Source organism: Photorhabdus heterorhabditis (genome assembly GCF_001280945.1).
Lineage (GTDB): Bacteria > Pseudomonadota > Gammaproteobacteria > Enterobacterales > Enterobacteriaceae > Photorhabdus > Photorhabdus heterorhabditis.
In genome coordinates, this window is record NZ_LJCS01000056.1 from 1 (window position 1) to 12,281 (window position 12,281).

Below are 12,281 nucleotides of genomic sequence, written 5' to 3' on the forward strand. Positions count from 1 at the left end.
TTGCCAGAAAACCCTATCGTAAACGCTATGGTCGCTATGAAAAAAGAGGCAAAATTAAAAATCGGGTCAGTATTGATGTTCGACCAGAAGTCGTTGATAAAAAAGAACGTATTGGCGACTGGGAAGGAGATACGATAATAGGGAAAGATAAAAAAAGTGTCTTATTAACATTGGTTGACCGCAAGACGCTGTATACAATAATCGTTAAACTTGATAGCAAGCAGGCATCAGAAGTCGCGAAAGCGGCAGTGAAAGTATTATACCCGTTAAAACAAAAGGTTAAGACCATCACGTTCGACAACGGTTTGGAGTTCGCAGATCATGAAATCATCGGTGAAGAATTAGAAACCCAAATTTACTTTGCTCACCCTTATTCGCCTTGGGAAAGAGGGATCAATGAGAATATCAATGGGTTAATCAGACAATACTTTCCAAAGGGAACCAATTTTAATGAAATCTCTGATCAGGAAATCAATTTTGTGGTAAACCGATTAAATAATCGCCCTCGAAAAACACGGGGTGGGAAAACACCGAATGAATTATTTAAAGGAATGCGAACATGTTTACTTCCAGATTAACGATGTTGCACTTATTATGTGAATCCAAGATTTTCTTTTAAATAAAGATTACATTGCCTGTCAATCTATACCGGCGTTATGCATCCAAGATTTTGTTTTCAATAATAATGACAAAAACTTTCCGAGTATTCTGGAGAGTGACAGAATTCATAGAGTCATAGAATCACAACATACACATAATAATAAATTATCCCGAGAGTTCAATAGAGCAAAAAGTCAATTTATCGATTTTATTTTCAACAGGATAATTGAAAGAAAAATCACATTCAATAAAGATTGAAAATAAACCATACTTACATCATAGTGAGCATGGTTTATATATTTTTATTAAGAAATCCGATACCACCCCATTAATGTAATATATGCATTAACAATAGAGAAATTGCGTCCACTACCAACACTGGACGTATTACCGCTAAAACTGTGACTATGTGCACCAATGTTTATACTGTGGCTATGCCCCCCGGCACTTGCAGTTTGCGAGGTAAAAGGATTGGTTCCTTCACCAACAGGTATTATGCTACTGCCAAAACTTCTTCCCGTAGGTATTCCGTGTGAATGTTCCCCACCCCAACTAGTAGTTTTAGTACCATAATCAAAACCAGACGTATTACCCGAAATACTGTGACTATGTGCGGGTAAGTTATCTATTGTCAGGGTAATTGTATCGCTACCACCAGAAGTCAAGACATTCGAACCATTAGTAGCAGCTAAACGAATGGTTCTATTTTCACCTATATATTTCCATGTTGTCCCGGTAAATATATTGTTCGGGTTTTTATTCTGTGCAAACCACAACACTATACCGATAGGATATAAGACATCGATAGATACCGCATTAGCTAACATATCAGTCACTGCTTTTTGGCTCATTATCTGATTAATGCTTTGCCCTGTAGTCTGCACAATAGCTGATTTCGGCACCGTACTTTTCGCCAAATTCATCGTTTCCACTAAACCAAGGTTTTTTATAAACTCACTTTTATTAGGGATATCTGCACCGTTTTGGTTTTTTGCCAGTCTATTGTTGGCATTATTATTTGCACTCGTTGCATTGTTGTTTGCATTTGTCGCGTTAGTGTTAGCGCCGTCAATCGATTTATTTAACTCATTCCATACGGTATGCATTAATGATGAGGTCGGTACCGTATTCCCCGCATCAGCAATTTGATTACTTAACCGCACTATCCCCTTTTCAGTCAACGATGCATCAGGAACACCACTTAATTTTCCCTCTGCGATTTTTCTAACGTCATGCACAGCTTTAGGCGTTGCCGCCTGATCTTCTCTGTCAGAATTTGTCGCGCTGTTGAGCTGCGATATGCCTTTCTGCGTAAGCGAAGCAGCCGGGATTTCCGTGGTAATTTTTTGTTTTAATGCCAAGTCTAACTGTTGGGTGAGTTTCTCTAAATCACCATCATCAATAACATCCTCCCCCGTTTTTTCTGCAATATATTTCCCAATTACCGCAGCAATGATTGAGGATTGCCGCCAAACTTTATTTAATCGCTCACTTCTGGCAATGCCCGATTTAAATCCCTCTTCAATAAAATCAGAATTTTCATATTCTTCTTGTGATAAAGTATTCGCGTTTTCACCCGTCGCAAATGCCTTAAAATCATTTTTCGCCATTTCTAACCCTCCACTATATGGTAATTAACCGTTATTCCCATAGGTTTAATCGAGAGATAACCCTGATGGATGATTTCCTTAGTGATGCTACTAATTACTTTACCTCTTACCGTTACGGTAAATGACATATCCAAGTTATCTTCAAAAGATATAGATATGTTGTTATGTGAGTGAATAAAACTCAGGATGTTATTAAGTGATTCAGCCGTTCCATCCCAGTTGTTTGCGCCTATTTTAGCTTTGATTACTATTCGATAATTATCATCATCCAACTTGACATAACTTTTATCACTATCAAACCGCCCTTTCCATTTGCCACTATCAAATCCCAATTCAGGAATATCAAAGGAGAAGTAGTAGTATTCAATCGGGGTTTGAATCATTCGATTTCTTTCTACCCATTCTCCAATGATATCAAGCTGTTTGCCCTCCGCTTTATCAAGGTCAAAACTGCTAATCAGTAAATCAGCAGTGGACGCATTCCAGTTAAAAATATCGGTAACAGCTTCAAGCATTCTGACATATCGTTCACCTTCCATATGGTAAGACGGAATCAGCTTCATATATTTATTCATTCGAGCACCGTCACTATTTTAATATTTTCAGGTGAACAGGTCGGCGCTTCATTAAAGGCTATATTGATGTTCGCTACTCCTGTTGTTGATGCTGATTTACCTGCCACCACAGATAATACTTCATATGTCTGACTGCCGTTTTTATTACATAAGTTTGCCGGTACAAATAAACGAGTAACATATATCCCATCACCAATATAAAGTGAGTTGATATAGTTAGATACCTCTGTCCGAATATTATTTCCAATATCCGATGTGTATCCAATAAAAGGTTTAATCTGAATTTCAATATAAATTGGTACCAGCGTTGGACGATAGAAGTTAATCGTTTTTTTATTGCCAGTGTTATCCGTGACAATTTCAGAGGTGGTGCCAAATGTCGGTATGCCCGGCGTTTTCTTTATCAAAATAGTTTGAGCAATTTCTTTCGAGTCTCCTCCATCAATGACAATCGCAATACTGTGCGCAGGTATACCGTTCTTATCGGTTTCATCCGTGTCGTTGTCATATCCCTGATAACGTGAAACACCATGCAGATTAGCAATAGCGCCAATAAGTCCATCCATAATGGTTTTCGAAGGTAATGCAACTGAAACTGCTTGCCGGATTCTCAGTTCTGCATCGGTTTCAACTCCCCGACCCAGTGTAGCAGCAACAGGGTTTGTCACTGTTTGCCAGCCCAATGTTGGTGTAGCAATCTGATTAATCGTGTGAGGCAGTGCGCCAATAGCGCCTGTTTTTTGACACACAGCCGTTACAATAGCCTGCCCGTGCATGTCTATAGTGACTTCATCCGGTAGTGACCAGGTGTTTCCTATATCATCCCGAATAGAAGCATTGCGAATAACAGTACCCGCCCGGCCAGTTATTAAAACATCTACAGTCGAGTTACTGGGGCTTTTTCTGGTAATACCGTTGATTTTGACATTACGAGAAAGCCCCTCACCTACCGCGGTTGCTGGGCTGAATGAGTTATAAGAAGCAATGATTGCGTTATTACAACCATGAACCACATAAGCAATCAACGATAGAAAAACACCGTCTTTGCTGTCAGATTCAATGTAAATATCTTCTCCGTAGATATCTCTAAATATTGTCTTCCAGCCATTTAAAATGGTTTGATAATCAGGGGCATTGATCCCGTTTTTATTAATGGCAGGTAACATTGTGTTGATAATATTTTCATACATCAGCCGTTACTCCTGTCTGTCCATAAATCGTGTCAATCGTGACTGTAATGGTGATTTTTCTTGTGTTGGGGTTTCTTTCACTGCGGTAGTGGATAATGTTTGATACACCAAGTGTTTGCAGTATTCTCTGTCTGATGACCAGGTCATAAAAACCCGATGTGCCTTTACCTAATACTTTGTCGTAATCAGTTCCCTCTTGGTTATCAAGAAACCATTCACCACTACGCAGCATCAAACGTGTTTTCACTGCCTGTGCAACCGCCTCCGGTGAATTGATAAGAAAACCCGCTTCACCACGACCAAATATATAGTCGTTGTCAATTTCTCTTCTGTATCTCATTGGGGTTTCCCCGTGTTGCTTCCACCCGATTGCACACCGCTATGGACATGGTTTTTAAGGCTAATCCCCGCTGCTGTCACATCGTTGCTCACAGTAACTGGGCCTTGCATGGTTGCAATACCACCACCAGCCCCCATTCCCTGCGATAAGTTGCCGTTAATAGTGACGTTGCCGTTCAGGATGATTTCAGGTGAGGTAATTTCGGTACCACCATTTGCAGTGGCAGTGAGTTTTGCCGGTGTGATAACCGTGATGTTATGGCTACCAGGATCAAGCTCGATATAAGCCGCACCATCATCACTCCTCAGCTGGACGCTACTTGTGCTAATGCCAGCTATTTTTTGTTGCTGTGATTGTGGGCCAATAAGCGCAAATCCATCGGATAGGTTGTGCTGCCGGGGATCTACCGGCTCTTGTACGCCACCCGATTGCCACCAGTAATCAATGCAACGATCAGCAAACACGACCAGGCATTCATCACCCGCTTTTACCGGAAATGTTAGCGTCACTCCACCACCCCTTGGGAATATAACGGGGACATCCACCAACAGCGGTAAGGATACTGATTCAAGATCCCCATCTTTTTTCCTGATTTTCCATCTGATAGCCGGTTGTGCTGTAACAGTTACCGCATCAGCATCAAATGATTGAATAATACAGGGCAGAGAGACATACAATCCGGCGCTAATCATTTCTTGCATAGAAAAAAAGACCGCTTCCGGTCTATTTAGTCGTTCATCAGTATTTATCATCAGTTGTCTGCCTTACCTTTGTTGCCAGTTGATTGATTCAGCAGGGTGTGATCGCTCTTAGCGATACACATCATTTTCATGTACCACTCGGTTTCGCGGGTGTCGCCGGAATAATTTATATTGAAGACAATGTAATCACCGTCAGAATCCAATGCTGCCGGTTGTTCTTTTGAATCCTTATGTACAGTAGAGGGATCAACCGGTGTGATTGAGCGGTTATCCAATCTAATCAATGTACCTGGACGGATATTCGGATTAATTAAGCACGTAACGTTAATACCTGAGCCGATAGTCTGTTCAGGCATACCAATCAGACCCGTTTTTAATGTGAGTACAACGGCTTCAGTTAAGTATTTATTTTTAGGCACAATATGTAACTGGTTATCTTCATAGCGCCAGTTAGCATCACATTGTTTTGCCAAGTCAGAGACTGCATTACGGTGCATACCAAAAAGCACTTTTCCTCTGGGTGAGGCTGACATTCTGAATTCAGGGCGCAAGCCAGCCGTAATGCCATATTTGGCAATATCACGCATCAGTAAGTGATCTAAATCTGCTTGTGAATATCCAGCCGCAATGGTGGTATTCACTGTCGCGTAATTGTGTGGTTCATCTCCGTCTGCCGCCTGAATAACAACACAAGTATCCGTTGGGCTATCTCTCTTTACATGGGTGTACTGGATTTGACCTGAAAATATTTGTCCTGAGTTCCCTTTGTAGCCCGCCACAAATTTAATCGTTTTAAACTCATTTTTGCGTAATTTATTACTGGTTGCGTCATTAAGGTTATATATTGTAAAAATGCCTGTAGCAGGATAGGAAGATTCCGTTATTTTAATATCAAATATGATTTTCAGGTTTGATAAATCTACTTTTTCGCCCTTTTCGTCGAAAACGATAAGGTGACATTCTCTTATCCATTGTTTTGACATAATTCACCTAATTAACAGGAACAAAAAAACCGCAATTAAGCGGGTATGCGTAACAAGTCATTGAACATTAAAGATTACAGGTTCACAAATAGCAAAATAAACAACCCCCTAAAATTCACGCTTATTTTCTTCATGTTAATTTGTTACAAAATATAATTTATCCTCTTTACCAAGATTATTCCTGAAAGGTTTTTCCTGGTTTATATCACCATAAAAAATTAATGAACCGTTAAAACCAAGATGACGATATTGTTCAAGCAAGTTAATCCCAAATACTAGCGGTAAGCCAGTGACTATTGGCTCACTGTCCGGCGTCATGATATCCAGAATCCAACCCGCAATATCACGCCAAATTAAGCTCATTTTATAGTTAACACCATCCAATTGAACATCGAATTGCTGGTTTATCGGTGATAAAGGAATTTCTACAATCCCAGCCATTTTTTACCCCGCTCTATAATATAGTCAAGAATAACTCGTGGTAATGACGGCTTCACCGTGACTTTGGTTCCCACATTAATCACAGGTGCCGTATCTTCAGGATGTTTCATATTTTCAGCAGGCGCTGCTTGCTCCGTTGATGTTTCAACAATAATGATTTCACGCAGGTTTAAAATCACTGAGAGAACATTTTCACTGGTTTTATCCGTTGTGATTGTCATATCTTTAATTAACATATTTTTATATAAGCGTTTCCCGGTGACGACATCAAAAGGTTTATGGGATGCCCTAAGGTCGAGTAATTGTTGATACACCGCACGCGGACTGGTTCCCAGGCTCAATCCGGTAGCAATATCAAATACTTTTGTAGTATCAATAACATCAAGTAGCGAACCGCCACCAGCAAAACCTAGCTCCATTCTCACTTCTGATGGACTATCATAAGCATGATCACTGATTGTCACCCCCTGTTGGACTGGATGATCCGTGATATTGGATGTGTCCGTATGTGTTTCTGAAATAATGACACTCGGTACAATGGCACCTATTTTTCTCGTTTGCTGAGAAAACATAACTGATAATATATCCATTGTTATCTCACTTGTGTTTGCATATTTCTAAGTAACATACTGTGAGTGCGTTCTACCGTTTCTCCAGTAAGTCTTGCCGCTTCTCTGGGGGATTCAACGCCATTAATCTCAATATGATAGTTGACTTCCCCAATCCCATTCATATTATTATTGCCAGCAGGAATCAGCGAACGCAGCATGAAATTGTGAGTCACTCCCTGATGATTGATCATACTGTTGATATTCGTCATTGCACCGCTGAGCATATGAGGATCAATGGAAATGTTTTTCCAATAATTAGCAACATTATTTAGATGTTTGGTTAAGCCCAAAGGTTTATTCTCTGACGGTGGCACGCCGAGAATCGCCGCCCTAATAAATTCTGGTGAATAGGGATTACCACCAATTTCGACTACCATCATGCTATCAATCAAATGTTGCATCACATTAGGATCGGTTAAATCAAGGAACGCATCCTTAGAAACGCCCATCATTTTAGACACACTAGCAATGTATGCTTTAGTCTTATTACCGTCTTTTGATGGCGCCCATGTCGGGATAATACTGGCAATGGTTTGCAGCTTTTTTCCTGTAGTCTTGCCACTAAAATAACGCCTCAACTGATGAGCGGTGGCCTTTAATCCACTATATGCATCTGGAAACTTAGCAAATCTGTGCCCAGGGCTATCTTCACGGACTGCCCCTCTTTGATTCGCAAAGTTCATATTTAACGGGTTGTTATTCCTGGCCCCTCTGGAAGACATGAGTTTCTTTATTCTTGTTTCTGTCAGCTCACTGTTCAAAATATCCATCGACTGATTAACTGCATTTAAACTCTGATGAGTATCAGGCTGCTTAGCAATACCAGCTTTATGATGGTCTTTATTGAGTGGCTTATTCTTGCGTTTCTTTTTCGCTTTACTGGATTGGCCTGATACTTTTCTGGGAATATCGGCAATTTTTTGGCTGTGATCTTTATCAATTATAAGTTCACCGCCATCAAGCTGTTTTTGATATTTGGGAATACCAGCAACTTTCTGGTTGTGATCTTTATCAATGATAGGCTTACTACCATCAAGTTGTTTCTGGTATTTTTCATAATTATCTTTGCTAAAAAACGGTGTCAAGTCAGAAGCCACATAAAGCCCATGCGTTGATATCCAACTATTAAGTTGATCAAACGTTAACAGGGGTTTCTTATTTGCTTCACGTTCTTTTCGCTGCCGCTGTATGGTTTCACCCACCGTTTCGTGATTTTTCCTCGCTTCTTCTTGTAATGCATTTAATCGACTATTAAGGTTGAATAATATTCCCAGCGTCATTTTTCTTCCTGTGAATTTCCATAATTCATTCAGTGTTTTCAATAAGCCGTTCGCTGAAGCTTCCCCTTTGTTTAACCATTTAACTAATCCCTCAATCGCATTAAATATGTCATCACTATCAAGTGTGTTGGTGTTTTGATCAGCACATCCCATCGTGGCTTTTAATAGCGGCTCACTCATTGATGTTATCAAAGAGGCAGTATTAACATGGCCGCCATTGGCATGGGACAAAATATCAATCTTCGGTAGAAATCCTTCTACACTTCCACTTCCTACCGCCTGACTAGCTCCCTCATCAATAGGTTTAATTTTTTCAATCGTTGAACCTGTTTTCTGTAACTGTCCGTAGAGTTTGTCCAGCCCGTCAGTGACTTGGGTGATAAAATTAACCACCTCTGAGGTGGCGTCTTTAATTTCCGCCCTCATTTTGAGAACATTGGCTGTTACTTCAGTGATAACAGCGATAAATTTACGCTGTCCCACCTCGTCAACATCAAACTTAAGTGATACCAGGAAATCTCTCATTGTTTCAGCGTCATTACTCATTTCGCCACCTCTCTATCATGGCCTCATTTTCCGATTTAACATCAAGGGCATCATTCATCAATGCAATATCAGCCAGGTCAAGAGCGCCGTCTTTTAATGATTCATAACAGCACATGCCCGCAATGACCGGGCGTAACAGATAATCACGCCCTTTCGGGAGAGTTTCAAAATTTAAGCTGGGTTGTCCTGGGATTACACTTCGCTCTCTGATAGGGCGGGAAAAAAATTTCCCAATGAATCTCGAATAATAAAACCTACAATTTTCAGTAGTTCTAAGCCATTGATGTCATCGAACATCAATACTTGACCATCAGGTTCATAAATCTTGCTCCATATGCCACTCTGTTCACGAGAAACCACTGATAAGCAAATATCATTAATTTCATACCGGTTGGATTTTCCCAGCGCAGTAATGGATTCAATCAGATGAGGAATCAATTCTTCAAAGCTGGTCGCGCTATCATCATTTCTATCTGCGACGATCTTTTTCATCAGTGGCCCAAGTGCCGGAATAGCTGGAGACAAGGCCACTGCTAGATCCTGTTGCTGAAAAGCGTTCAGTTTGCCACTGCGATATTTTTTACCGTCGATTTCAAATTCCATAAGCTCCCCCCTCAAATACTTAGCCCAAAACCGTCCAAGCTACCGAAGCATAAGCCTGATTATGAACATGCAGACAAATGCCCCGGCTAGTTTCAGCGTTTGTAAAGTAAACTGGTTAGAATGTGCCTAACATGATGTCAATTTTTCCGCAATCAAACACCCAGGCAACGGTATTACCTGCTTTGGAATTCTGTAAATCCGGCTGCTTCTGAAAGGCAACAGAACGTGCAACAACAACGTCGTTACTTTCCTTGTTTCGAATAACAATCACGTTATTACCCCATGCTGCCGATGAAAGCGATTGTGCACTAAGCATAGCGTTCAGTTTTGCGTTTACCGGGCTGGTCTTAAGCAAGTTAACTGTAATAGTTCCAGATTTGGTAGCATGCAATGAATGCATGACTTCACCATCTGCTCCGGTGGTCATGGTGTTTTTGCTTTCTGACATCGTAACTACAATTCCCTCGTCAGAGAGAGCTGCGCCGTTACCAAGATCGAAAGAACCTCCTACCCCTGTAATAGAAGCAGAGACATCAAGAAAAGAATACGTAGCCATTTTCAATCCTTATCTGTTTACATTAATAATGACATCAGCGTAATGAACAGCTCCTGCTAATTTGATAGCGCACTGAATAACCGGTGCTTTCCGGGCTTCCCTATCAGCCTGTGCCTGTGTCGCAATGGGTGGAGCGTAGACGTAATAACCTTTTGTCAATGTTGCGCCGGTGTTCAGCGCACCAATCGGATCACCACCCCATACTCCATGAGCGATCAATCCATTCGTCACCGCTTGAGCAAGTGACTGTTCAACATTGGTAATTAGGCGTGTGACACCTTCATCAGTTTGGGGGATTTTGCTGGTACTGGTGTAAAGCAGGTTATAAAGATTGTTCTGAACGTAGTTCTGCAACCAGTCCAGACTGTGACGTTCATCAATGAAATCACCGTTTGCCATGACGCCTTCCTGAATAATGGCTGTGTCATTGTTGTATTTAACAAAAACGTTGCCGTTTTTCTTTTTCAAGGCGTTGGCTTGGGTTGCGGTGAGATTTTCCGCCGTAACCGCTGGTTCTTGTTTAAATTTCAGGGTAATGGTGGTGTTGTTACCGTCGAAATTGACCGTAAACATACGTCCCATCAGAGAAGCCACAGTATAGGGTTTACCCGTTGAATATTGCCAAAGCGTACGCTGATAATTTCCCCCTTTCAGTTTTGATCCAATATCAGTATCAACATCAGCATCTAATACCGCTGTTTTTTGCACTGTATGTCCATAGATTCGAGAAACAGATGCCGATTCAATGTAGTCAGTAACAGATAGAATATCTTCGTCTGTCAGCGTGTCGTCAGCGATAACCAGCCCATACCAGCCACTAGACGCAGCCCCCAATGTTGCCACGGCCTCAGCAATCGTTTCTGCTTTGGTTGGTTCGATAACCGTAGCCCCAGACTCTCCATCTAGTTTTAGTAAATCACCAATGTACGTTCCGCTAGCCTGTGAAACATAACCAATAGCGCCCGCAGAATTTGGTACCACGGCGAAACATGCAGATGAATTATCATATGTCACTGAACAATCTTTCAGCTTTTCCGCTACCCGTTGGGCAACACCATTAAGATTGGTTTCTTTACTCAAATCGATGCCGCTGCATATCACCTCTTTACCGTTAAGCGTTAACTTAAAAGAACCATTTGTGACGGCAGTAAATTTACTCAGTATTTGTTGTTGCTTGGTCAGTACTGCACCTTGCAAAGAAGCTCCGACATTGCTTTTAGCCCAGCGGCCAATATATAAATCGACAGGACGTGGTGACTGGGAGTAATAAAGCGCTGCGGCCTGGTACTCTGGCGTATCCATACCGAAATCTGCCCCTACGCCATCGATATCAGAATACTGGCGTAAACGCTCATGAGTATTGATCACGTTGCTTACACCGACGATCAGTAACGCACCAAAGTTCCGAGCCTGAGCCGCATGAGGAGCCATATTCAACGTGACATTGATAATGTTTGAAACAGGTAAACCCTGCATAATTTAATCTCCAAAGAATTTGACAGGCGCTTCCACCAGTGATTTAACACCGTATTCACGCACTACTTTTCGCCGCAAGGTGATCGTCATGTCATAACGATGCACCCACTGATTATTGATAAGCTCAGGTAAAAAAGTTAGCCGAGTATATTTGCCCACAGAAAGACCGAAACGACCTAATTCGTCATTGTTCTGACTGACCGCCAATCCATCACGAAAACAGGTACCGTACCGCTGGCAGTTCGGGCCATAAAACGAAATCAAACACTCGATTTCTTCATAACGCCATAACTCAGTACTTTCGTCGGTTTGGTTCTCAAAGACCGGAGACACGTCTGAAATAAAGCCCGTAATGCCAAAATCACACCCATCATCTTCCGATAACGGTGGTGGTGGTGATGTCCATCGGGAACGCACTTTATCGTCAGGCAAACCAGAAACACCACACACCCAATGGTGCAGAGTGTGTTCCAGCTCATCATCGTACTCAGGCCCAGGAGTGACAGGCGTTAACCAACCCGCTTTATCACTACTGTTGCTCATCAAAAATACCTCCATCAAACAGCAATAACTCGCAATGTAGCTGAATACACCAAGCCCTCTATGAAGGCTTAGTCTCCAGCACCAGGTTATGATTGATTTAATAGGGATACCGACCGCAAAGAAGGTAAAAAAATATGCGTAAGTCATTCGCGGCGGCAAATATGAAAAAGGCCGCAACAAAGTGCAGCCCTTACAATTACTATTTAAGTTTTTACTTATCTATCAG

At 41.5% G+C, this 12,281-nt stretch carries 15 protein-coding genes; 1 reads left to right on the top strand and 14 read right to left on the bottom strand.

What is annotated here, in order from left to right; translation table 11 throughout:
• Positions 1-578, top strand: a 578-nt coding sequence (locus tag AM629_RS16400) for an IS30 family transposase (RefSeq protein WP_152912013.1), incomplete at its 5' end; no start/stop codon positions are given.
• Positions 579-905: 327 nt separating this feature from the next.
• Here AM629_RS16400 and AM629_RS23060 read toward each other — a convergent pair.
• The 14 genes from AM629_RS23060 to AM629_RS16465 all read right to left on the bottom strand — a co-directional run bounded on the left by AM629_RS23060 (position 906) and on the right by AM629_RS16465 (position 12,055).
• Complete coding sequence (locus AM629_RS23060) at positions 906-2,210, bottom strand: tail fiber protein (protein WP_083451945.1); 1,305 nt, start codon at positions 2,208-2,210, stop codon at positions 906-908.
• A 2-nt stretch (positions 2,211-2,212) separates the two neighbouring features.
• Positions 2,213-2,785: a DUF2612 domain-containing protein gene (locus AM629_RS16410; RefSeq protein WP_054480334.1), complete on the bottom strand. Its 573-nt coding sequence runs from the start codon at positions 2,783-2,785 to the stop codon at positions 2,213-2,215.
• On the bottom strand, positions 2,782-3,975 hold the full coding sequence (locus AM629_RS16415; RefSeq protein ID WP_054480335.1) for a baseplate J/gp47 family protein: 1,194 nt from the start codon (positions 3,973-3,975) through the stop codon (positions 2,782-2,784). The genes AM629_RS16410 and AM629_RS16415 overlap by 4 nt, the downstream gene beginning before the upstream one ends.
• Positions 3,968-4,315 carry a contractile injection system sheath initiator gene (locus AM629_RS16420; RefSeq protein ID WP_054480336.1) on the bottom strand — a complete coding sequence of 116 codons (348 nt, stop codon included), beginning with the start codon at positions 4,313-4,315 and terminating at the stop codon, positions 3,968-3,970. Before AM629_RS16420 ends, AM629_RS16415 begins: the two co-directional genes overlap by 8 nt.
• Entirely contained in the window at positions 4,312-5,067 is a 756-nt protein-coding gene (locus AM629_RS16425) for a phage baseplate assembly protein V (RefSeq protein WP_054480337.1), read from the bottom strand. The genes AM629_RS16420 and AM629_RS16425 overlap by 4 nt, the downstream gene beginning before the upstream one ends.
• Positions 5,067-5,999: a phage protein gene (locus tag AM629_RS16430; RefSeq protein ID WP_054480338.1), complete on the bottom strand. Its 933-nt coding sequence runs from the start codon at positions 5,997-5,999 to the stop codon at positions 5,067-5,069. The genes AM629_RS16425 and AM629_RS16430 overlap by 1 nt, the downstream gene beginning before the upstream one ends.
• 135 nt (positions 6,000-6,134) lie before the next feature.
• Positions 6,135-6,440 carry a phage baseplate plug family protein gene (locus AM629_RS16435; protein WP_054480339.1) on the bottom strand — a complete coding sequence of 102 codons (306 nt, stop codon included), beginning with the start codon at positions 6,438-6,440 and terminating at the stop codon, positions 6,135-6,137.
• The gene (locus AM629_RS16440) at positions 6,425-7,030 is read right to left on the bottom strand and encodes a phage baseplate protein (RefSeq protein WP_054480340.1); all 606 of its coding nucleotides are present in this window, start codon (positions 7,028-7,030) and stop codon (positions 6,425-6,427) included. Before AM629_RS16440 ends, AM629_RS16435 begins: the two co-directional genes overlap by 16 nt.
• A gap of 2 nt (positions 7,031-7,032) precedes the next feature.
• Complete coding sequence (locus AM629_RS16445; protein WP_054480341.1) at positions 7,033-8,877, bottom strand: hypothetical protein; 1,845 nt, start codon at positions 8,875-8,877, stop codon at positions 7,033-7,035.
• On the bottom strand, positions 8,870-8,992 hold the full coding sequence (locus AM629_RS25310) for a DUF6889 family protein (RefSeq protein ID WP_235525498.1): 123 nt from the start codon (positions 8,990-8,992) through the stop codon (positions 8,870-8,872). Before AM629_RS25310 ends, AM629_RS16445 begins: the two co-directional genes overlap by 8 nt.
• Positions 8,993-9,069: 77 nt before the next feature.
• Positions 9,070-9,480, bottom strand: a complete 411-nt coding sequence (locus tag AM629_RS16450; RefSeq protein WP_054480342.1) for a phage tail assembly chaperone — start codon at positions 9,478-9,480, stop codon at positions 9,070-9,072.
• A 115-nt stretch (positions 9,481-9,595) separates the two neighbouring features.
• Entirely contained in the window at positions 9,596-10,036 is a 441-nt protein-coding gene (locus AM629_RS16455; RefSeq protein WP_054480343.1) for a DUF3277 family protein, read from the bottom strand.
• Between the two features lie 9 nt (positions 10,037-10,045).
• On the bottom strand, positions 10,046-11,512 hold the full coding sequence (locus AM629_RS16460; protein WP_083451946.1) for a DUF3383 domain-containing protein: 1,467 nt from the start codon (positions 11,510-11,512) through the stop codon (positions 10,046-10,048).
• Between the two features lie 3 nt (positions 11,513-11,515).
• On the bottom strand, positions 11,516-12,055 hold the full coding sequence (locus AM629_RS16465) for a phage neck terminator protein (RefSeq protein WP_420806681.1): 540 nt from the start codon (positions 12,053-12,055) through the stop codon (positions 11,516-11,518).
• Positions 12,056-12,281 lie beyond the last annotated feature (226 nt).

Bases quoted from the DNA above. Each gene is read 5' to 3' on its own strand.
- AM629_RS23060 (WP_083451945.1), bottom strand. From the start codon at position 2,210: ATGGCGAAAAATGATTTTAAGGCATTTGCGACGGGTGAAAACGCGAAT.
- AM629_RS16410 (WP_054480334.1), bottom strand. From the start codon at position 2,785: ATGAATAAATATATGAAGCTGATTCCGTCTTACCATATGGAAGGTGAA.
- AM629_RS16415 (WP_054480335.1), bottom strand. From the start codon at position 3,975: ATGTATGAAAATATTATCAACACAATGTTACCTGCCATTAATAAAAAC.
- AM629_RS16420 (WP_054480336.1), bottom strand. From the start codon at position 4,315: ATGAGATACAGAAGAGAAATTGACAACGACTATATATTTGGTCGTGGT.
- AM629_RS16425 (WP_054480337.1), bottom strand. From the start codon at position 5,067: ATGATAAATACTGATGAACGACTAAATAGACCGGAAGCGGTCTTTTTT.
- AM629_RS16430 (WP_054480338.1), bottom strand. From the start codon at position 5,999: ATGTCAAAACAATGGATAAGAGAATGTCACCTTATCGTTTTCGACGAA.
- AM629_RS16435 (WP_054480339.1), bottom strand. From the start codon at position 6,440: ATGGCTGGGATTGTAGAAATTCCTTTATCACCGATAAACCAGCAATTC.
- AM629_RS16440 (WP_054480340.1), bottom strand. From the start codon at position 7,030: ATGGATATATTATCAGTTATGTTTTCTCAGCAAACGAGAAAAATAGGT.
- AM629_RS16445 (WP_054480341.1), bottom strand. From the start codon at position 8,877: ATGAGTAATGACGCTGAAACAATGAGAGATTTCCTGGTATCACTTAAG.
- AM629_RS25310 (WP_235525498.1), bottom strand. From the start codon at position 8,992: ATGTGCTGTTATGAATCATTAAAAGACGGCGCTCTTGACCTGGCTGAT.
- AM629_RS16450 (WP_054480342.1), bottom strand. From the start codon at position 9,480: ATGGAATTTGAAATCGACGGTAAAAAATATCGCAGTGGCAAACTGAAC.
- AM629_RS16455 (WP_054480343.1), bottom strand. From the start codon at position 10,036: ATGGCTACGTATTCTTTTCTTGATGTCTCTGCTTCTATTACAGGGGTA.
- AM629_RS16460 (WP_083451946.1), bottom strand. From the start codon at position 11,512: ATGCAGGGTTTACCTGTTTCAAACATTATCAATGTCACGTTGAATATG.
- AM629_RS16465 (WP_420806681.1), bottom strand. From the start codon at position 12,055: ATGAGCAACAGTAGTGATAAAGCGGGTTGGTTAACGCCTGTCACTCCT.